Source organism: Bacteroidota bacterium, assembly GCA_018816945.1.
Taxonomy (GTDB): domain Bacteria; phylum Bacteroidota; class Bacteroidia; order Bacteroidales.
Genome location: JAHIVC010000024.1, coordinates 89,497 through 109,581, shown reverse-complemented (window position 1 = coordinate 109,581; position 20,085 = coordinate 89,497). Strand labels below are relative to the sequence as shown.

Sequence of the window (20,085 nt, the reverse complement as noted above, 5' to 3'; positions counted from 1 at the left end):
TTTCAATATGAAGATAATAACCTGCATTTCCTGAATTCCGTCCACCTTTAACCAAAAAGCCACCGAAATTTTGCTTAAAAGGTGCTTTGTCTTTTGAAAACCGAACATCCCGATAAATCCGAAACATGCATTTTTTGGCATCCAGATTTTTAATATCCGGATCGAACGCCCCAACTTTCGGAATCAAATATTCAACCACTTTCAGCATGTCATCAAAAGCTGAATTGTACAATTGTTTATGCTGAGTAAACCATTCGCGATTATTATTTGCTTCAAGTTCGGCAAGAAATTCAAAAATATTTTGCTTAATCATCCATTTAATTTTTGATTCATTGTAAAAATAAAAAAATCCCGGCTAACAACACTCTGCTTCATTGAAATGCGAATAAAATATTTTAAATAAATGCGACAAAAACAGCCTTTTAGTATTAAATACCAAAGCCTATTAAATGAAATTGAAGATTTTCACCATCGTATTTGTTATTCTGTTTAATTGCCCTGTTAATATAATTCGTGCCGGAATATTTGATGAAGTTTCCTGTGCCCGCTCAACGGCCTTAGGTTTTACGAGTATTTGTATGACCGATTTTTGGTCGGCCATCAATAACCAGGCAGGGTTGGCATCGATAAACAGAATAAACACGGGCCTGTTTGTCGAAAACAAATTCATGATAAAATCATTGAGCACTAAATCCATTGCTCTCGCATTACCCTTCCCCAACGGAACCTTGGGCCTATCATTGTTCCAATTTGGCGAAACTGAATTTAACGAAACCCATATTGGAATTTCTTATGGAATGAAATTAAGTGAAAAATTATCTGCTGGACTACAACTTTTTCACTATGCGATTAATCAAAATTATGAACTTGGGCGGGCAGGAGTTTATAGTTTTCAGGGAGGTTTTATATATGAGCATGATAAAAACCTTCGAATCGCATTTCATTTCTTAAATCCTCAATTTATCTCAAACAACCTTGATAAGCTTGAGTTAGCAGGAATCACTAAACTTGGTTTGAGTTATCATCTCTCCGGCACGCTTGAAGGATTTTTGGAAGTTCAAAGTCATACAAAATTCGGGAATGGAATTAATTCCGGAATTGAATATCTCAATGCAGATAAGTTTGCTTTACGTATTGGTTATTCTTCATTCAATGAAAAAATTACATTCGGAATTGGGTTGAAATTAAAAAATCTAATGCTCGATTTTTCATCATCCATGCATAATGCACTCGGATACAGTCCGCAATTATCAATAACTTATGAGTTCTGAAGATGAAAACATGCTGGTTATTACTGGGGTTCACCATATTTTTAATTAACACGGTTCAACCACAAGATGAGAAGGTTAGGCAGATAATTGAGAAAAAATTGGAATCTATGCTCGAAAATGCAGAAGAAAGCATAGAAACGTCAGAACTATTTGAACAATTGCTTGACCTTAGCAATAACCCAATCAATATTAACAGTTCCGATATTCAGCGTCTGCTCCAACTCAATTTGTTGAACGATCAGCAATATTACAGCATTTTGAATTATCGAAAATTGGTTGGAGAAATTCAATCTGTTCAGGAAATCCAATTTCTCGATGGCTTCGACAAGGAGATTCTTACCTCAATTGAACCTTTTATTTATGCGGGAGAAGAAACTTCAGCAAAACTAAATATTGGCAAAATATTGTTAAATACACATCATCAAATGTTTATCCGCTACGATCGAATTGTCCAACCTAAGCAGGGTTACAAAAGTGTTGACGATATTGAATTTTCACTACATCCTAATAACAGTTATTTAGGGACCCCGTCAAAAATATATACAAAATATAAGATACATAGTGGTGATTTATTTAGTGCAGGATTTGTGATCGAAAAGGATCCCGGAGAAGTCCTTCTCAAAAACAATTATCCCATTTCCCATAATCTACTATTAAAAAAAATACCATTGATTGATTTTTGTAGCTTTCACATGAGTGCCTCCAATATTGGGTTGATCAAAAAAATCGTGGTAGGTGATTATCATTTGCAATTCGGGCAAGGCCTGACCTTGTGGTCGAATTTCGCCTTCAACAAATCCTCTGAAGTTGGTTCGGTAAAACGAAACGCAAGTGGTATTATCCCGAGTACTTCTACCATCGAGAATAATTTTTTCCGCGGAATAGCCCTTACCCTGGCGAAAGGGAAAACCAACTTTCACTTATTCTATTCAAATAAAAACAGGGATGCCAATGTCTATGACACGGATGATAGCGGTCAAATTTTATCTGTCACCTCCTTACAAAACACAGGATTACATCGTACTGTTAACGAATTAAATGACCGGAATATATTAAATGAACAAATAATGGGAATCCGGCTTTCTTACAATTTTAGCACCCTTCAACTAAGTTCAACTGCTTATTTTTCAACATGGGATGCAACTTTAATTGCTTCCGATCAACTTTATAAAAAGTATGATTTTTCGGGGAAAAATAATAATTGCATTGGTTTGGATTACAAATGGTTTATAAAAAACACTTCTTTTTATGGTGAATTTTCGATGAGCAAAAATAAAGGGATTGCTTATCTGACTGGCATGGACTTTCATCCGGATTCATATTCAAACATCAGCCTTTTATATAGAAACTATGAAGACAAGTATCAAAATTTATATTCCAATGCTTTTGCGGAAGGTACATTATCAAAAAATGAAAAAGGACTATATTTAGGGTTCGATAATTGGTTTCTCCCCAAATGGCAGATTCGGTTATATGCTGATGTTTTTCAATTTCCCTGGCTTAAAAGTGGAGTAAACGCGCCTTCCAAAGGAACGGATTATTTCATTCAACTAAACCATACTTTTTCCGAAAGCATGCAATTATACTTGAGATATAAACACAAAAACAAACAGGTAAATTCGTCGAACGAATACTGGTTCAATGAATTGGTTAATGAAATCAAAGAAAGTTTAAGGCTGGATTTCACTTACAAACTTAACGATGAATTTGGTTTAAAAAGCAGGTTTGAATGGGCTAATTACAAAAATACATCTAAGAAAAACGAAAATGGCTTGTTAATTTTCCAACAAGCTGAATATTCATCAACCCGCAGCCCGGTTGGATTGGTTTTCAGATATACAAATTTTAATACCGATGGGTTTGAGTCAAGAATTTACACTTATGAAAATGATGTTTTATATGCTTTCAGTATCCCTTCCTTTTACGACAAGGGCAATCATTTTTATCTTTTGCTGAGTTATAAAATGAGCAAGCATTTAAGTTGTTGGTTAAAGTTTGCACACACCTATTTTAACAAAAAAGAATGTATCGGTTCGGGAAGTGAAAAAATTGACGGGTCAACCAAATCAGAAGTAAAAATTCAATTCAGAATTCAACTATAAGTAAAAATGGGTTAATAAACCAAATTCCGGAGTCAGCATTCTGATCCGGTTTTAGTTTACATATTTTAGAATAACAAGGATTAAAGTAACGCTTCTAATTTGTTGGCGATAACTTGCTTTGGAACGGCTCCAACTTGTTTATCAACAATTTCTCCATTTTTAAAGAAAAGAATTGTTGGAATATTTCTGATCCCAAATTTGGCTGAAACGCCGGGATTATTATCAACATCAACTTTTCCAACAACGGCTTTGCCTTCATATTCTTTACTAATTTCTTCAACGATTGGGCCAACCATTCTACATGGTCCGCACCAAACTGCCCAAAAATCTATGATAACAGGTTTGTTAGATTTCAATACAATTTCTTCAAAATTCGCATCTGTAATTTCTAATGCCATAATTCAAATTTTTAATATAAATGATTCACAAAATTACAATTTATTTAAAAGGGGGGCTGATTTTTTTAATTTAATTTATAATTAAACCCATCATCAAGTTCCAATGCTTTTAAGAAACCGGAGGCATCAACCTTTGCACTTTTTGCCTTTAATTCTATCGTTTTATTCTCATCCCGATCAAACAGTTTAATCCGTATTGGAATATTTCCCTTATGCTTAACAATAAGAGATTTCAGTTTTGCTATAATATCTTTATCAACTTTGGCACTATCAAGTAAAACCGTAATCTCGCGCGTGTTATTTTGCATGGCTTCTGCCAGCAAACTAACACTTGTAATTTTTATTTCCAGATGATTCTCGAGGTTGTACCGGTTTTGAATTCTGGCTTTAATCAATAAATAATTTCCTTCAACCAAAAAATGCCTGTATTTCAAATAATCCTCCGAAAACAATGCCATTTGAAAGGTATCTTCAAAATCTTCTAATTGAAAAGTTCCAAAAGGTTGTCCACTCTTAGTAAATCGGGAAGTTGCAGAAGTAACCATTCCTGCAAGGGTAACATTTCGATTTTTAAACGATTTCAGATTTTCCAATAAGTCGCCAATCGTTACATCACAAAAATGTTTGATTTCATTTTTATAATCATCTAATGGATGACCCGACATATAAAAACCCGTTACTTCCCTTTCATGTTTCAACTGCTGAATTTTACTCCAAGGTTCACATTCGGGCAACTCTATAGCCGGAACTCTAATTTCATCCGCATCACCAAATAAAGAGGCTTGTGCAGAGTTTTGCCTCTCCTGAATAGCAGCGCAATGTTTAATAATTTTTTCAAGGAAAATACTGTCATCCGAATTTTGACGATAGAAAAATTGCGCCCGATGCGAACTATTAAAACAGTCAAAAGCACCTGACATCGCCAGTGCTTCAAAACTTCTTTTGTTCACGGCCCTTAAATTTACACGGGTAGCAAAATCCACAATATCTTTGAACGGGCCATTCAGCTTTCGCTCTTCGATGAGTGCAGTAACTGCAGCTTCACCAACTCCTTTAACGGCAGCCATTCCGAACCTTATTTCATTATTTTTATTAACGATGAACCTCAATTTACTTTCATTCACATCTGGTCCGGCAACCGGAATCCCCTGACGCTTGCATTCGTCAATAAAAAAGGTGATTTTTTTGATATCACTTAAATTGTGAGTGAGCACTGCTGCCATGTATTCGGCAGGATAATGGGCTTTGAGATAAGCAGTTTGATAAGCAATAATTGAATAGGCGGCTGAGTGGGACCTGTTAAAACCATATTCGGCGAAACGTGCCATCATTTTAAAAACTTCAGTGGCAGTTCCGGTATCAATCCCTTTATCTTCAGCACCTTTCACAAAATCAACTTCTTGCAATTCCATCACATCTGTCTGTTTCTTACCCATTGCCCTTCTGAGTATATCCGCTCTACCTAAGCTATATCCTCCCATGATTTGGGCAGTCTGCATGATTTGCTCCTGATAAACCATGATTCCATGAGTCGGTTTCAAAATTTCTTCGAGCCAGGGATGTGGGTATTCAACCACTTCTTTTCCGTGCTTTCGTTGAATATAAACAGGAATATAGCTCATCGGACCCGGACGATACAAGGCATTCATCGCAATCAAATCCTCAATGGTTGTGGGCTTAAGATCTTTCAGGTAAGTCCGCATACCTTCCGATTCAAACTGAAAGGTCCCAATTGTATCGCCACGCTGATAGAGTTCAAATGTTTTTGTATCCTCAAGGGGTATTTTATTGATATCGATGATAATGCCCTTGCCTTCTTCAATATTTCTTAACGCATCCTTGATGACAGATAAGGTTTTTAAACCCAGAAAGTCCATTTTGAGCATGCCAACAGTTTCGACCAATTTGCCTTCGTACTGGGTTACGTTGAGCGCTGAATCCTTGGCATTACTTAAAGGTACATGATTGATTAAGTCATCCGGTCCGATTATTACACCACAGGCATGAGTTCCGGTGTGTCTTGCCGATCCTTCAAGGGTTTGTGCAAAACTTAAGGTTTTCCGTGAGAGTTCATCTCCATTTAGTTTTATATCAGCTAACTCCTTTACCTCTTTGAAAGCCTGTTTTAGGGTAATCCCCGGTCTTTCCGGAACAAGTTTTGCAATCCTGTCGGCTTCAGCCAGAGGGAGTTTTAAAACCCTTGCTACATCACGTATCGCAAGCTTAGCTGCCATGGTACCAAAAGTGACAATTTGAGCTACTCGATTGGTGCCATATTTTTTGACTACATAATTTAATACCGCCTCACGACCTTCATCATCGAAATCAATATCAATATCAGGCATTGAAATCCGGTCAGGATTTAGAAATCGCTCAAAAAGCAAATTGTATTTTATAGGATCTATATTTGTAATTCCGGTACAATATGCTACTGCCGAACCTGCAGCGGAACCCCTACCCGGGCCTACAACAACCCCCATTTCCCTGGCTTTGGCAATAAAATCCTGCACAATCAGAAAATAGCCTGGAAATTTCATTTCCTTAATTACACTGAGTTCAAAATCAAGGCGCTTCGTAACTTCTTCATTTAAATCAGGGTACATTTCTTTTGCACCCTCATAAGTGAGATATCTTAAATAATCATCTTCTGTTTCAAATCCTTCGGGTAAAGGAAAATGAGGCAATAAAATATTTTTGGTTGTTATTTCGTAATCCTCAATTTTATCAACTATTTCACGGGTATTGGACAATGCCTCAGGAACATCTTTGAAGAGTTCAGCCATTTCATTGGGCGTTTTCAGGTACTCGTTTCCTGTATAATGCATACCTGTCACATCATCCAAATCTTTACCTGTATTTAAACAGATTAAAATTCGGTGGGCATCAAAATCATCCTTATCTACAAAATGAACATCGTTTGTGGCTATTACCTTTCTGTTAAATTTCTTGGCAAGTTCCAGAAGACGCTGATTTACTCTTTTTTGCTCTTCATGTCCATGATCTTGTAATTCCAAGTAAAAATCATCTCCAAAAATATCAATGAAATATTTCATTACAGCATCTACCTGTGCTTCATCATTATTCAATATTGCTTGAGGTAATTCACCTCCCAAACAGGCCGTTGAAGCAATGATCCCTTCAGAATAAAGTGCCAGAATCTCTTTATCAATTCGGGGAGTATAATAAAAGCCTTGAATATAACCCAACGAAACCAACCTAGTTAGGTTCTTATATCCTTGAAGGTTTTTTGCCAATAAAATCAGATGGTAGCCGGAGCGATCCGGTGTACCATGTTTATCGTATCGGCTTTCCTTGGCTACATATACTTCACAACCAATGATGGGTTTTATTTTATGCTGTCTGGCCTCTTTCATAAACTTTAACACGCCAAACATATTACCATGATCGGTAATTGCAATGGAATCCATCCCGGTTTCTTTCACTTTGGCAATCAAACTGCTTATTTTCGCAGCTCCATCTAAAATAGAATACTGGGTATGTACGTGTAAATGAGTGAAATCAGGCATAAAACAACAACAATTATTCGAATGAAAGATAGTCAATTAGGACTTGTAAAATTAGCCAAAAAGTTAGGTAAAAATCCCAATGTTAATAAAATGTGTAAAGTTTAAATGATTGAATCCGGAAGCTATTGAGGCTTAATGGAAAGGAAAAACTATTTTTGCTGTATGAAAACAACGAGCTTACTTCTGGCAGAGAAAATACACGATCAGCTTTATCCTGAAAACGAAATTAAGTACAAATCAAATGATTTTGCATTGATTTTGGACAATATCAGCCTTAAAAACCCAGATATTTCAAAGTTTTTGCGCAATTATCAAAGTACTGAACAACAAATTTCATTTTTTAAAAAAGATAAAGAAATGCTCATCAAATTTCCGGATATCTGGAAAATCCAACTCAATTTGGAAGAAAATAAGTTAAAAGAAATAAAACAAAGATTGATAGAATTTGGAACAGAAAACAAGCTTGAGATGGCTGCTATCTTCAATTCTATAGATAAAGAGACCAATAAGCTAACAGATCTGTTTAAGTAATAATAAACTAAAAACTATTAAAGCTTTTATTTTTCAAAAAATAATCGGATATTTGCAGCCATTTTTAAAAAACATTATATCTCATTTAAAATTAAAGATTTATGCCAGCAAAGATTAGATTACAACGATACGGAAAGAAAGGAATGCCTTTCTATCACATCGTTATCGCGGATGGTCGTGCACCACGGGACGGAAAATACATTGAAAGAATTGGCACCTACAATCCTATTAAACAACCAGCTGATATCAGTATTGATATCGATCAGGCAGTAGCTTGGTTAAATAAAGGCGCTCAGCCAACTGACACTGTCAGGGCTATTTTATCCTACACAGGGGTTCTTTACAAGAATCACTTGATGAAAGGTGTAACAAAAGGCGCATTGACCGAAGAACAAGCAGAAGCAAAATTTCAAATTTGGCTGAAAGAAAAAGAAGCTAAAGTTGAAGGGAAGCTAAAAGAAACCCAATCGTTAAGCAAAGACGAACTTAAAGTCCGTCACGAAGCTGAAGTGAAAATTAAAGAAGAAAGAGCTGCCGAGGTAGCAAAGAAAAGAGCTGCTGAAATAGCTGCATCCCGACCTGCTAAAATTGAAGAAGAAGCACCGGAGGTAATTGAAGAAGTAGTAGAAACAGTTGTTGAAGAACCTAAAGCTGAAGTAGTAAAAGAAACTCCTGCAGTTGCAGAAGTTGTTGAACCGATAGCGGAAGTTGTTGAACCTGCAACGGAAGCTGTTGTCGAAGAACCTTTAGCTGAAGAAGCAAAAGAAGAATCGGAAGAAACAAAAGCAGAATAAACACTGTTAAATTTCAGAATGGGCCGGATGTAAACATTCGGCCTTTTTTTTTGTACTTTTAAACCAAAAAAAATGGATATAAGTAATCATTATTATTTAGGATATATTGTAAAAACAATTGGGAATAAGGGCATACTTCGAATTCAACTCGACACAGACAATCCAAGCTATTATAAAAATTTAAAAGAAATAGGTGTTGCGATTAAAGATCAATTGGTTAATTATCCAATAGAAGAAATTGTAATTACAGACAATAAAGCCAATGTTGCATTTAAAAATATTGACAACACAGATGTTGCCAAATTGCTCCAAGGTTGTTCGCTTTATCTTCCGCTTAGCAGTTTGCCTAAACTTAAAGGCAATAAATTCTATTTTCATGAGGTTACAGGATATGAAGTTTACGATAAAGTACACGGTTTTGTAGGGATAGTAGAAACGGTGCTTGACCAGACATACCAAGCTATTCTGCAGATTACTTTTGACGATGAGGAGATACTGATCCCCATTACTGACGAGATTATCATAGATGTGGACCGAGAAAAAAAACGTATTGATATTGAAGCACCGGATGGGTTGATAGACATTTATTTGTAATTGTCAGTTTGTGTTGATTCAGTTGTAATACAATGGTTATACAATAGTAATACAATGGTAATATGATTGTAATACGATTGTAATACATTGAAATACAATGGAAATACAATTGTTGATTTACTGTAACTACTGAGCTTCTGAGCCTTTAAACATCTGAACACTTGAACACCTGAACACATAAACACATCGATAATGTCTTTCCAATTCAAACAATTCAGTATTGAAGATGATCAGTCGACCATGAAAGTGGGAACTGATGCCGTTTTATTGGGAGCTTGGACCGAAATTAAGGATGCAAATAATATTTTAGAAATTGGGACAGGCTCTGGGGTTATCTCGCTCATGCTTGCCCAACGATCAAAAGCCCAAATTCAAGCCATTGATATCGACAAAAATTCAGTCGATCAAGCCAATTATAATTTTCAGAAATCAAAGTGGGCAGATCAAATCATGGCAAAACATTATTCACTCAATGATTTTTGCAAATCAGAATCTAAGAAATACGATTTAATTGTGAGTAACCCCCCTTTTTTTATTGACTCATTAAAGTCTCCATACAAAAATAAAACACGTTCAAAACATACCGGCGAACTCAGTTATGAAGAACTGGCTCATGGCATTGCAAATTTATTGACACCAAAAGGAAAAGCGTGTATAATTCTACCTTATACAGAGAGTAAACACTTTAAAGACATAGCCTTAATTGAAAATATCTACCTAAACAAACAATTAAAGATAAGGCCAAAAGCTACAAAAGAGGTCAATCGTGTTTTGATGGAATTTAGTTTTTATAAATCCAAACTTGAAGAAATGGAAATTTATCTTCGAGAAGAAAACAATGAATTTTCAGAGGCTTATCATTATTTATGTAAGAATTATTATTTGAGCTGATGGTCCTATTTTTCGGTACAACTGTTTTTGTTAAAACAAATTTTTATAATTTGTCAAAAAATCCTAGCCATGAAAACACACATTAAATTTATTCCTTATTTATTCATTTTGGTTCTGCTAATCTCTTGTTCCGGTCCAAGCGAAAAAACATTGACCATCGCTCTTTCTAAAACCAACAAAAATTGTTACACTTGGATTGCTTCTGCTGATTCCACAGCCCAAGTCGTTGAATTGTACACTCGTTCATTGGATGAAGCATTAGCCAAACTGGATAGCTGTGATGCATTAATCATCACAGGAGGATCTGACATTTACCCGGGCCTGTATGGAAAGGAATCGGACACTGCCCGCTGTGGCCAAATTGATTTTAGACGAGATACCCTTGAGCTTGCATTAATTAAAAAAGCGTTGGAGATGGGAATGCCTATTTTGGGCATTTGTCGTGGCCAACAAATGATCAATGTGGCCATGGGTGGTAGTTTAATAATCGATATCCCGACCGATGTTGACACCATTGTCAACCACAGCCAAAGAAAAGGTCTTCATGGAGTTACTATTGAACCCGGCACTAAATTGGCATGGACTACGAACGTAACGAGTGGAAATGTTACTACCGCCCACCATCAAGCTATCGACCAACTGGGAGAATCATTAAGGGTCTCTGCAAGATCTACACTAGATGGAATCATTGAAGGTATTGAATGGGAAGAACCTGAAGGGAAATCTTTTTTAATGGGTGTTCAATGGCATCCTGAACGCGACATGCAAGGTGATCCACTTTCATGGAATTTATTAGAATTATTACTCTATGAAGCACACCGTTTTCAAGAGAAAGATCTGGATTAGCTATTCTTCAAGCTTTTGAACTATTAGCATAAAGAAGTGAATGATCAATCCTTTTCATTCGCATACCATAACATTAGGAGCAAATGGATTGAGAAAATCCACTATCTAAATCTGCATTGGAATATTTTATGATGCAGATAAAAGCTTTTAAATCAGATTTACGTTATTAATGAGTTTTGATTAAGTAAACAGCCAATCTAGTAAACCAACCTTATCATTTTGTGAACTCATACTTGTATCATTTGAAAGATAATACGATTCTTTACTGGTACAGCAAAAAAGTTGCAAGGTTTGTCCCTCGATTCTCTTAAAATAATATACAAGAAAACCTTTACTATAAATTTCATAATTCATCCCACGATTGTCTAAAGACTTCATTTCTAATTGCAAAATCTCGCTTTCGTTCACATAAGAATCAACCTCGAACTTAGGCCCAAACCTGTTTACGCTATTCATAATTTTTTAATTTATGAAGCCTGTCAATAAAATTGTAAAACCTTGCTAGAAATTTTACTTTCTATCGTGCATTTTGACTTCTATGATTAATAACTCCAGTTATCATCAAAAATATGGGAAGACTTTTAAAAAAATTTAGGCAAATCACCTAAATTAAAGTAGGTAACACACTTAAAGTAAAATTTTAAAATTGCCTGGGATAGTTTATTTGAGTTCATGGTTTACATACCCATTTAATATGGGGATATATATTCCTTATCTGTAAGGAAGTAATACGCAACATATATTAGCTTATATAAATTTGGGAAAACACTTGCATTATGAACGTATGTTCATTACTTTTGTATAATAATTCAATTCTCAACAACCATGACCAGACCAAAAAGCAATCGAATTGTGCATGAACCACCCCTCTTTTCTGCCTTTAAACCGGTTGGAATCAGAGGAATGTCTTCAGAACAAATTTCACTGAGCCTTGATGAATTTGAAGCACTAAGACTTGCTGACCAACTTGGTTTATCACATGCTGACGCATCAGATGAAATGGAAATTTCCAGATCAACGTTTACACGCTTAATTGAACAAGCCAGAAAAAAAGCAGCTGAATTTCTAGTCCAAGGAAGATTTTTGGTAATTGAAGGAGGAAATGTTCATTTTCGAAAGAACATTATCCATTGCCAAGATTGTGGCCATATGTTCAATATGGATTTCAGTGAAACAATCACTGAATGCCCTGCATGTCATTCGAAAAACTTATTAAACCTGGCCGGTGGGTTTGGACATGGTCGTTGTTGTTCTAACAAAAACTTTAAAAAAGGAGGTAATTATGCCACGAGGTGACAAAACAGGACCTGCAGGAACGGGTCCAATGACTGGGCGACAATTAGGTTATTGCCGCGGGAATGAAGCACCGGGATTTACAAACCAAGGATTTGGTTTTGGTGGAGGATTCAGGAGAAATAAGGGATTCGGCCGTAACTTCAGAGAAGGATACAGAGCAGGAAACCGGAGATATTATCAGGAAGACATTCCGAATATATCTAATAATACTTTGCTCGAAAATGAAATCAAAATTTTAAAAGAACAATTGTTGAATATTGAGGATCAGCTATCTCAATTAAATAAAAAAAGCTAAAGTCGAGGCAGGCCGAAAGAGGTCTACCTTAATAAATTTAAACACCAATTATTATGATTAATTCAGAAGAACATAAAAATAATGGCATTAGCTCAGGAAAAGGCCTGGGCAAAGGTGGAGGACGCGGACGTAACAAAGGAGGAGGCTTTGGAACCGGGGGCTTTTGTATCTGCGCCAAATGTGGAACAAAAATCCCACATCAGCAAGACATAAAATGCACAACCTTAAAATGCCCAAATTGCGATAAAACAATGATCAGAGAGGAATTACTAAATCCATAACAAATCACCTAAAAACAAAAAGAATGAAAAGAAAATTTGCAATTCCAACATTAAATGGCCAATTGACAGCACATTTTGGCCACTGCGAAAAATTTGCAATTGTTGAAGTAGAAAACAATACCATTATCGATGAGCATATATTGACTCCTCCTGTACATCAACCCGGTGTGTATCCAAAATTTCTAGCTGATCAGGGAGTAAACGTAATTATCGCAGGAGGAATGGGGCAGCAAGCCCAGACGCTTTTTGCACAAAATAATATTGAAGTTCACATGGGCGTTCTGGATGGTTCTCCAAAACAATTGGTTGAAAATCTTTTAAATAACCAACTTAAAACCGGTGATAATCTTTGTGATCATTAATTGATGAAAAAAATTGAGTTCAGTCAGATAGGGGTTATTAATACACCATTCAAGGAACAAAAAGACATCCCTATCCAGGCTTCTTTTGGAAAAACAATCGAGGCTTCATGTAAGATTTTTGAAGAATATTCCGCTGGTTTAAAAGACCTGGATGGTTTTAGTCATGCCATTTTGATTTATTATTTTCATCAATGCAAGGAAGTAAAAATGATCGCAAAACCCTATCTTGAAGACAAAGAACATGGCATATTTGCGATTAGAAGCCCCTATCGGCCCAACAAAATTGGATTCTCGATTGTTAAAATCAAAAAAACAGATAATGACATGATATTTTTCACCGGAGTTGATATACTCGATGGCACTCCCCTGCTCGACATTAAACCTTATGTAAAGTATTTTGACCATCAGGACAATACCAAATCGGGATGGATTGAAAAACATTTTAAAGAGGGTAACATCCCGGATCAAACCATACTCAAAAATAAATGAAAATAGCAATTGCCAGTGGGAAAGGAGGAACAGGTAAGACAACTTTATCTGTTAATTTGGCTCATTATCTGGCCAAAGAGGAGAAGATAGTCTTGGTTGATCTGGATGTTGAGGAACCCAATTCAGGTTTGTTCATTGATGCTAATTTAATCCATCAGGAACATAAATATAAAATGCATCCTGCTTGGGTCGAAGATAAATGCACCTTATGTGGGCTTTGTCAGCAAGTTTGCAATTTCCACGCGATTATACAGTTGGGACCTCAAATAATGGTATTCCCTGAATTATGTCATGCATGTTATGCCTGTTCTGAACTTTGCCCGGTAAATGCTTTACCCATGCAAAAACAGAAAATGGGTGAACTTAAACATTTTCAAAAAGAAGAATTGACTTTTATCGAAAGCAGGCTGGATATTGGGCAGGAACAAGCAGTTCCACTCATTTCGCAAACTCAGAAATATGTTGATCGGCATTTTGAAAAAGAGATCCTAAAAATATATGACTCACCTCCCGGAACTTCCTGCCCTGTGATTGAAGCAACTAAAGATGCCGATTTTATTATTCTTGTAACAGAACCAACCCCATTTGGCTTTCATGATTTAAAACTGGCAATTGATACGATGGAAGAACTTGAAAAAGATTTTGTGGTCGTCATCAACCGTGATGGAATAGGGAATAGTGAGGTAGTAAATTATTGCAAAACAGAATCTATTCCCGTAATAGCAAGAATCCCAAATGACAGGCGCATTGCAGAACTTTATTCTCGAGGAGAACTCATTTACGAAAAACATCCTGTATTTAAACAAGAACTTGAAAGCATTAAACAATTCATCCATAATTACAGAAATGGAGGTTTATCTTGAAAGAAATTGTAATTATTTCAGGAAAAGGGGGAACCGGCAAAACTTCCATTACTGCATCTTTTGCTTATCTAGGGGGTAAAGATGTTGTTGTTGCCGATTGCGATGTGGATGCCGCGGATCTGCATCTGCTGATGAATCCGGATTTTGCAAATAAAGAAGATTTTTATAGTGGTGAATTGGCAAAAATAAATCAGGCTAAGTGTACTTTCTGCGGAGCATGCGCGGAAATTTGTCGGTTCGAAGCCATTTCCTTAAAAAATGATCAATATTCTATTGATCAATTAAATTGTGAAGGGTGTGGCTATTGCGCCCGAATTTGCCCGGCTCAAGCTATTACAAATGAAACACTGAATGTAGGAAAATGTTATATCTCCACAACAAAAACCGGAAGTAAAATGGTCCACGCCCGACTTGGGATTGGAGCCGACAACTCAGGGAAATTGGTGGCCAAAGTAAAAAATGAAGCCAAGCGTATTGCCACCATGACAAACAAAGCTTTTGTAATAGTTGATGGCTCTCCTGGACTTGGTTGTCCGGTTGTTTCCTCTTTATCGGGGGCAAATTTTGTGGTAATGGTAACAGAGTCAAGCATCTCTGGCTTACATGATTTAAAACGGGTTTATGAATTAGTAAAAAAATTCAAGATCAAAGCAGGTTGCATCATTAATAAATCTGACATTAATCCGAAAATCAGTCTTGAAATCTCGGCTTTTTTAAACAAGGAAAATATTTTTCATCTGACCAATTTACCGTATAATGAAAACTTCACAAAAGCCATGACAATTGGACAAACCATTGTTGAATACGATCACGAGGAATTAAGTATCCAACTTACAAATTGTTGGAATAAAGTTAAAGAATTAGCAAATCAATAATAGATAAAAAACAACCATGAAAATAGCATTTACAACTAAAGGTACAGCATGGGATTCACAAATGGATCCTCGTTTTGGCCGAACAGAATTCATCTTTGTTTATGATGAAGAAACGAAAGAAATTACACACTTCGATAATCGATCGATAGAAAATGAGGCACATGGGGCCGGTCCAAAAACCTCACAAAAATTATTTGAACTGGGTGCCAACATCCTCATAACAGGCAATGGGCCTGGTGGAAACGCGGCCACAGTTCTAGAAAAAGCAGGCATCATAATTTATATTGGTGCAGGTGACATGACAATAAAAGAAGCATTTAACGCATATAATAATAATGTTTTAGCAAGATTATAGGCATGAAAGAATTTGATGTTATCATTATCGGTGCAGGACCTGCCGGGATTATAACCGGTGTTACGGCAAAAGGACAATACCCGGATAAATCCATGTTAATGTTTAAAGAAGAAGAGAAAGGGTTGGTTCCTTGTGGAATTCCTTATGTTTTTTACAGGCTTGATGATGTTGAAAAAAATGTAATGGGTCCAAAACCATTCATTGATTTGGGAGGAGAAGTTGTAAAAGGCACCGTTAACAATGTTGATTTGAATACAAAAACAGTCACTACAAAAACAGGAAATGAATATCGTTTTAAAAAACTGGTTTTTGCAACAGGATCGATAGCCGTAATCCCAAGCTTTATTGAAGGAAATAACCTTGAAAATGTTTTTTACATAAAAAAAAGTTATGAATACATTAAAGAAATCCTTGAAAAACTAAGATCAAAAAAAAATATCGTTGTAATTGGAGGGGGATTTATCGGGGCCGAAGTAACAGAGCAGCTTTCAATGCATCCTGAAAAACAAGTTACTATCATTGAAAGTGAAGCTAATTGTTTTTCTAAAGCCTTTTCAAAAGAGTTAAGTCAAATTGCTACAGATGCGCTTAAACAAACCAGGGCTAATGTTTTAACCTCAAGACAAGTCGATAAAATAATTGGCACGGATGGAATTGCCACATCCGTTATTTTGAATAACGGGGAAGAAATAAAATGCGACGCCGTAATTATGGCCATCGGCTATAAGCCAAATACCGATTTGGCAAAAAATGCAGGACTTGAAATAAATGAAGCAGGGGCAATTATTGTTGATCATTACGAACGCACCAAAATTAAAGATATATGTGCCGTTGGAGATTGTTCGCAAACCATTGGGTTTTTAACTGGTAGAATTGACAATATCATGCTGGCATCAACTGCAACTGCTGAAGCCCGCGTATTGGGCCATAACCTGTTCGGTATTAAAATCAGGAAATCCTTTACGGGAACCCTGGCTGTATTTTCAACCGAAATAAACGGGATTGCCATGGCCTCAGCGGGAGTTAATGACAGCAATGCAGAAGAAGGGAATATTCAATACATCAGCTCAAAATTCAGTGATTTTGACATGCACCCCGGAACCTTTGAAAACACTTCACCATTAACATTGAAACTCTATGCCTCGCCTCACGATGGTTCAATCATTGGTGGTGAGGTATGGGGAGGAAAATCTTCAGGTGAAATCATTAATACCATCAGTTTGGCAATTCAAAAAGGAGTAACAGTATATGAACTAATTTCGTTTCAAATTGGATCACATCCATTATTAACACCAGCCCCTACAAAAACGATCTTGATTAAAGCAGCAGAAAAAATCATCAACGAAATTGAAAAAAAAACGGTGAACAAATAAAATAGACAAAAATTATTTAAAGATGAAGCTAACAGTCTTAACTGAGAATACTGCATCTGGTAATTTTCTTGCAGAACATGGGTTATCCTATTTTATAGAACATTGTAATACCATAATATTATTTGATACCGGCCATTCAGATGTTTTTCTAAAGAATGCCGAAAAACTTGATATTGATTTGGATAATGTTGAAAATGTGGTATTAAGTCATGGGCACTGGGACCATGGAGATGGATTAAGTTACCTGAAAAATAAAAACCTGATTTGTCATCCTTATGCTTTTATCAAACGTTACAGAAAACTAGATCATCAATATATCGGTTTAAGTTTGTGCTATTCTGAATTAAACAAAAAGTTCAAATTGATCAATACCCGAAAGCCATACTATATTACAGACAATCTGATATTTTTGGGGGAAGTTCCACGAATTAATTCCTTTGAATCAGAGAAAACCCCTTTTATTGATGAGCATAAGATTGATGATTTTGTACCTGATGATTCGGCTTTGGTAGTTATTCAGGAGAACGAATTAATAGTTGTATCAGGTTGTGCGCATTCAGGCATATGCAACATCATCGATTATGCAAAAGAAGTAACCGGAATTGATAAGGTTGTTGCAGTGATCGGCGGATTTCACCTTAATGTGATTGATGAACAAACAAAGCAAACCATACAGTATTTCAAGAAACAAAAAATAAAACATATTTATCCTTCACACTGCACAGGGCTGCCTGCTTTAACAGCTTTTTACAATGTATTTAAGATAAAACAACTAAAGACGGGCATGGTAATTAATCTCTAACAAAAACGATGAAAACATATCTTGAGTGCATACCCTGTTTTATGTCGCAAGCAATGAGAGCAGGTAAATTTATTACTAAAGACGAAAGCCTGATCAAAGAGATACTCGATAAAGTTGGATGCGCAATAAAAGGATTTTCTTTAGATCAAACCCCACCTGAAATGGGTATGATTGTTTATCAGGAAATTAAAAACATAACGGGTATAAGCGATCCATATAAAAAAATTAAAAAAGCAAATATCAACGAAGCACTCGCTTTATACCCGGAATTAAAAAGGTTGGTTTGGGAATCAAAAAACCCATTATTGACCGCGATCAGAATTGCCATTGCAGGCAATGTGATTGATTTGGGCGTTAACAAAACTTTTAATATCAAGGAAGATCTAAAGCAAATATTACAACAGGATTTTGCCATTCTGGATTTTGACAAATTTGTCGCCAAACTCGACAGGGCCGATTCTGTTCTTTATCTTGGTGATAATGCAGGCGAATCCGTTTTCGATAAAATTTTAATTGAAGAATTGGGCAAGCCTGTCACATTTGTAGTTCGGGAAATCCCAATCATTAATGATGTTACCTATGAAGATGCAATTGCTTCAGGATTGCATGAAGTTGCTGAAATTATCTCATCGGGGAGTACAGCTCCGGTAACCCTACTCAAAATATGTAATGCCGATTTCTTAAACCGTTTCGACAAAGCTGAATTTATTATAAGCAAAGGTCAGGGAAATTTCGAAAGTTTATCAGATAGTAAGCGTCCGATTTTCTTTTTATTAAAAGCAAAATGCCCGGTCATTGCCAAAGAACTAAATATTAAAGAAAACGAAATAACATTAAAATCAATAAACTAATTAAAAACAATTTTTACATTATGAAAACAAAAAATATGGGATTCAATTCTAAATTGATCCATGCAGGAGATTATCAGGATGAATTTGGAAGTGCTGTTACTCCCATTTATCAAACTTCAACTTTTTCATTCAGAAATGCACAACATGGTGCCGATTTATTTGCAGGAAAAGAAAAAGGGTTCATCTATACCCGTATCGGAAATCCTACCATTGGTGTATTGGAAGATAAAATTGCAGAACTCGAAAACGGATACCGTGGAATTGCTTTATCATCAGGCATGGCGGCAGTTTCAACGGTGTACATGAGTATTTTGGCCCAAGGCGATCACATGATCAGCACAGGTGCTGTTTATGGCCCCAGCAGGGGCGTAATGGAAACTCACTTTTCAAAATTTGGGGTCGAGTATTCCTATATTGATACTTCCGACATAGAGCTTCTTAAGAAGACAATCAAACCAAAAACAAAATTAATCTATCTTGAAACCCCGGCCAACCCAACTATTCAGCTTACCGACATTAAAAAAGTTTCAGAAATTGCACATCAGCACAATATCCTTGTTTGCGTTGACAATACTTTTTGCAGCCCATATCTTCAAAAGCCTTTGAACTTAGGTGCTGACATCGTACTTCACTCACTTACTAAATTTATTAACGGTCACGCTGATATCGTAGGAGGTATCATTGTTGCCAAAGATGAAAAGCTTTATAACACTATCCGTAAAGCGATGATCTACATGGGCGGAAACATGGATCCGCATCAGGCATTTATGGTTATCAGGGGGGTGAAAACTTTATCCTTACGAATTGACCGAGCCCAGGCAAGTGCGATGAAAATAGCTGAATTTCTTGAAAATCATCCAAAAGTTGAATGGATTAAATACCCGGGATTAAAATCATTTCCCCAACATGAATTAGCCAAAGAACAAATGAGTGGCTTTGGGAGCATGATCAGTTTTGGGCTGAAAGGAGGATATAAAGCCGGCTCCACGTTAATGGACAATGTTCACCTTGCAACCTTGGCAGTTTCTCTGGGTGGAGTAGAAACATTGATTCAACATCCAGCTTCAATGACCCACGCAGGGGTATCAAAAGCTGATAAACTCGCGGCCCACATCACTGACGGTTTAGTCAGATACTCCGTTGGAATTGAAGATGTGGAAGATTTAATAGATGACTTGAAACATGCTTTGGATCAAATAAAATGATTAAGATTAACTGAGTATAAAATGAAATAGCAATAATTACATTGTCGAAACAAAATACCTATGATTATTTATGGACATGCTATC

General features: G+C 36.2%; 23 protein-coding genes. 19 read left to right on the top strand and 4 right to left on the bottom strand.

Features of this window, described 5'->3' with window-relative positions; translation table 11 throughout:
* Positions 1-313 (bottom strand): DUF2461 domain-containing protein (locus tag KKG99_04735; GenBank protein ID MBU1012289.1); only part of this gene is annotated, 313 nt, incomplete at its 3' end.
* A gap of 136 nt (positions 314-449) precedes the next feature.
* Between KKG99_04735 and KKG99_04730 the strand changes: the two genes are divergently transcribed.
* Together KKG99_04730 and KKG99_04725 are read left to right on the top strand one after the other, a co-directional pair.
* A complete protein-coding gene (locus KKG99_04730) occupies positions 450-1,271 on the top strand; it encodes a hypothetical protein (GenBank protein ID MBU1012288.1) in 822 nt (273 codons plus the stop codon).
* A gap of 2 nt (positions 1,272-1,273) precedes the next feature.
* Positions 1,274-3,373 carry a helix-hairpin-helix domain-containing protein gene (locus KKG99_04725; GenBank protein ID MBU1012287.1) on the top strand — a complete coding sequence of 700 codons (2,100 nt, stop codon included), beginning with the start codon at positions 1,274-1,276 and terminating at the stop codon, positions 3,371-3,373.
* Positions 3,374-3,453: 80 nt separating this feature from the next.
* Here the strand turns inward: KKG99_04725 and trxA are convergent, their stop codons facing one another.
* Positions 3,454-3,771 carry a thioredoxin gene (gene trxA, locus KKG99_04720; GenBank protein ID MBU1012286.1) on the bottom strand — a complete coding sequence of 106 codons (318 nt, stop codon included), beginning with the start codon at positions 3,769-3,771 and terminating at the stop codon, positions 3,454-3,456.
* A gap of 65 nt (positions 3,772-3,836) precedes the next feature.
* Positions 3,837-7,298 (bottom strand): DNA polymerase III subunit alpha, encoded by a 3,462-nt coding sequence (gene dnaE, locus KKG99_04715; protein MBU1012285.1) that lies wholly within the window; start codon positions 7,296-7,298, stop codon positions 3,837-3,839.
* Positions 7,299-7,460: 162 nt separating this feature from the next.
* Here dnaE and KKG99_04710 point away from each other — a divergent pair, with 162 nt between their 5' ends.
* From KKG99_04710 to KKG99_04690, 5 genes are all read left to right on the top strand, one after another.
* Positions 7,461-7,829, top strand: a complete 369-nt coding sequence (locus KKG99_04710; protein MBU1012284.1) for a hypothetical protein — start codon at positions 7,461-7,463, stop codon at positions 7,827-7,829.
* A 101-nt stretch (positions 7,830-7,930) separates the two neighbouring features.
* Entirely contained in the window at positions 7,931-8,623 is a 693-nt protein-coding gene (locus KKG99_04705; GenBank protein ID MBU1012283.1) for a 30S ribosomal protein S16, read from the top strand.
* Positions 8,624-8,695: 72 nt separating this feature from the next.
* The gene (gene rimM / locus KKG99_04700; protein ID MBU1012282.1) at positions 8,696-9,217 is read left to right on the top strand and encodes a ribosome maturation factor RimM; all 522 of its coding nucleotides are present in this window, start codon (positions 8,696-8,698) and stop codon (positions 9,215-9,217) included.
* Positions 9,218-9,409: 192 nt separating this feature from the next.
* Entirely contained in the window at positions 9,410-10,108 is a 699-nt protein-coding gene (locus KKG99_04695; GenBank protein ID MBU1012281.1) for a methyltransferase, read from the top strand.
* Positions 10,109-10,177: 69 nt separating this feature from the next.
* Positions 10,178-10,954, top strand: coding sequence for a gamma-glutamyl-gamma-aminobutyrate hydrolase family protein (locus tag KKG99_04690; protein MBU1012280.1), 777 nt, complete (start codon positions 10,178-10,180; stop codon positions 10,952-10,954).
* A gap of 180 nt (positions 10,955-11,134) precedes the next feature.
* Here KKG99_04690 and KKG99_04685 read toward each other — a convergent pair whose 3' ends face one another.
* Positions 11,135-11,410, bottom strand: coding sequence for a hypothetical protein (locus KKG99_04685; GenBank protein ID MBU1012279.1), 276 nt, complete (start codon positions 11,408-11,410; stop codon positions 11,135-11,137).
* A gap of 369 nt (positions 11,411-11,779) precedes the next feature.
* On the opposite strand from KKG99_04685, the gene KKG99_04680 reads away from it, so the two are divergent.
* From KKG99_04680 to KKG99_04625, 12 genes are read left to right on the top strand one after another with little or no spacing between them, the layout of a single operon-like run.
* Complete coding sequence (locus KKG99_04680) at positions 11,780-12,250, top strand: DUF134 domain-containing protein (protein MBU1012278.1); 471 nt, start codon at positions 11,780-11,782, stop codon at positions 12,248-12,250.
* Positions 12,237-12,545, top strand: a complete 309-nt coding sequence (locus KKG99_04675) for a DUF5320 domain-containing protein (GenBank protein MBU1012277.1) — start codon at positions 12,237-12,239, stop codon at positions 12,543-12,545. The genes KKG99_04680 and KKG99_04675 overlap by 14 nt, the downstream gene beginning before the upstream one ends.
* Positions 12,546-12,598: 53 nt before the next feature.
* The gene (locus tag KKG99_04670; protein ID MBU1012276.1) at positions 12,599-12,826 is read left to right on the top strand and encodes a hypothetical protein; all 228 of its coding nucleotides are present in this window, start codon (positions 12,599-12,601) and stop codon (positions 12,824-12,826) included.
* 23 nt (positions 12,827-12,849) lie between these two features.
* Positions 12,850-13,188, top strand: coding sequence for a NifB/NifX family molybdenum-iron cluster-binding protein (locus tag KKG99_04665; GenBank protein ID MBU1012275.1), 339 nt, complete (start codon positions 12,850-12,852; stop codon positions 13,186-13,188).
* A gap of 3 nt (positions 13,189-13,191) precedes the next feature.
* Positions 13,192-13,677: a tRNA (N6-threonylcarbamoyladenosine(37)-N6)-methyltransferase TrmO gene (gene tsaA / locus KKG99_04660; GenBank protein MBU1012274.1), complete on the top strand. Its 486-nt coding sequence runs from the start codon at positions 13,192-13,194 to the stop codon at positions 13,675-13,677.
* Positions 13,674-14,540 (top strand): ATP-binding protein, encoded by an 867-nt coding sequence (locus KKG99_04655; GenBank protein MBU1012273.1) that lies wholly within the window; start codon positions 13,674-13,676, stop codon positions 14,538-14,540. Before tsaA ends, KKG99_04655 begins: the two co-directional genes overlap by 4 nt.
* A complete protein-coding gene (locus KKG99_04650; protein MBU1012272.1) occupies positions 14,537-15,415 on the top strand; it encodes an ATP-binding protein in 879 nt (292 codons plus the stop codon). The genes KKG99_04655 and KKG99_04650 overlap by 4 nt, the downstream gene beginning before the upstream one ends.
* Before the next feature lie 16 nt (positions 15,416-15,431).
* Positions 15,432-15,770, top strand: coding sequence for a NifB/NifX family molybdenum-iron cluster-binding protein (locus KKG99_04645; GenBank protein ID MBU1012271.1), 339 nt, complete (start codon positions 15,432-15,434; stop codon positions 15,768-15,770).
* A gap of 2 nt (positions 15,771-15,772) precedes the next feature.
* Positions 15,773-17,143, top strand: a complete 1,371-nt coding sequence (locus KKG99_04640) for an FAD-dependent oxidoreductase (protein MBU1012270.1) — start codon at positions 15,773-15,775, stop codon at positions 17,141-17,143.
* A gap of 22 nt (positions 17,144-17,165) precedes the next feature.
* A complete protein-coding gene (locus tag KKG99_04635) occupies positions 17,166-17,945 on the top strand; it encodes an MBL fold metallo-hydrolase (protein MBU1012269.1) in 780 nt (259 codons plus the stop codon).
* Between the two features lie 8 nt (positions 17,946-17,953).
* Positions 17,954-18,796, top strand: coding sequence for a DUF89 family protein (locus KKG99_04630; GenBank protein ID MBU1012268.1), 843 nt, complete (start codon positions 17,954-17,956; stop codon positions 18,794-18,796).
* Between the two features lie 20 nt (positions 18,797-18,816).
* Complete coding sequence (locus KKG99_04625; protein ID MBU1012267.1) at positions 18,817-20,001, top strand: aminotransferase class I/II-fold pyridoxal phosphate-dependent enzyme; 1,185 nt, start codon at positions 18,817-18,819, stop codon at positions 19,999-20,001.
* The last annotated feature ends 84 nt before the right edge of the window (positions 20,002-20,085 follow it).

Bases quoted from the DNA above. Each gene is read 5' to 3' on its own strand.
- KKG99_04705 (MBU1012283.1), top strand. From the start codon at position 7,931: ATGCCAGCAAAGATTAGATTACAACGATACGGAAAGAAAGGAATGCCT.
- rimM (MBU1012282.1), top strand. From the start codon at position 8,696: ATGGATATAAGTAATCATTATTATTTAGGATATATTGTAAAAACAATT.
- KKG99_04630 (MBU1012268.1), top strand. From the start codon at position 17,954: ATGAAAACATATCTTGAGTGCATACCCTGTTTTATGTCGCAAGCAATG.
- KKG99_04685 (MBU1012279.1), bottom strand. From the start codon at position 11,410: ATGAATAGCGTAAACAGGTTTGGGCCTAAGTTCGAGGTTGATTCTTAT.
- KKG99_04730 (MBU1012288.1), top strand. From the start codon at position 450: ATGAAATTGAAGATTTTCACCATCGTATTTGTTATTCTGTTTAATTGC.
- KKG99_04680 (MBU1012278.1), top strand. From the start codon at position 11,780: ATGACCAGACCAAAAAGCAATCGAATTGTGCATGAACCACCCCTCTTT.
- KKG99_04635 (MBU1012269.1), top strand. From the start codon at position 17,166: ATGAAGCTAACAGTCTTAACTGAGAATACTGCATCTGGTAATTTTCTT.
- KKG99_04670 (MBU1012276.1), top strand. From the start codon at position 12,599: ATGATTAATTCAGAAGAACATAAAAATAATGGCATTAGCTCAGGAAAA.
- KKG99_04655 (MBU1012273.1), top strand. From the start codon at position 13,674: ATGAAAATAGCAATTGCCAGTGGGAAAGGAGGAACAGGTAAGACAACT.
- KKG99_04675 (MBU1012277.1), top strand. From the start codon at position 12,237: ATGCCACGAGGTGACAAAACAGGACCTGCAGGAACGGGTCCAATGACT.
- KKG99_04640 (MBU1012270.1), top strand. From the start codon at position 15,773: ATGAAAGAATTTGATGTTATCATTATCGGTGCAGGACCTGCCGGGATT.
- KKG99_04710 (MBU1012284.1), top strand. From the start codon at position 7,461: ATGAAAACAACGAGCTTACTTCTGGCAGAGAAAATACACGATCAGCTT.
- KKG99_04725 (MBU1012287.1), top strand. From the start codon at position 1,274: ATGAAAACATGCTGGTTATTACTGGGGTTCACCATATTTTTAATTAAC.
- KKG99_04690 (MBU1012280.1), top strand. From the start codon at position 10,178: ATGAAAACACACATTAAATTTATTCCTTATTTATTCATTTTGGTTCTG.
- tsaA (MBU1012274.1), top strand. From the start codon at position 13,192: ATGAAAAAAATTGAGTTCAGTCAGATAGGGGTTATTAATACACCATTC.
- KKG99_04625 (MBU1012267.1), top strand. From the start codon at position 18,817: ATGAAAACAAAAAATATGGGATTCAATTCTAAATTGATCCATGCAGGA.
- KKG99_04665 (MBU1012275.1), top strand. From the start codon at position 12,850: ATGAAAAGAAAATTTGCAATTCCAACATTAAATGGCCAATTGACAGCA.
- dnaE (MBU1012285.1), bottom strand. From the start codon at position 7,298: ATGCCTGATTTCACTCATTTACACGTACATACCCAGTATTCTATTTTA.
- KKG99_04695 (MBU1012281.1), top strand. From the start codon at position 9,410: ATGTCTTTCCAATTCAAACAATTCAGTATTGAAGATGATCAGTCGACC.
- KKG99_04645 (MBU1012271.1), top strand. From the start codon at position 15,432: ATGAAAATAGCATTTACAACTAAAGGTACAGCATGGGATTCACAAATG.
- trxA (MBU1012286.1), bottom strand. From the start codon at position 3,771: ATGGCATTAGAAATTACAGATGCGAATTTTGAAGAAATTGTATTGAAA.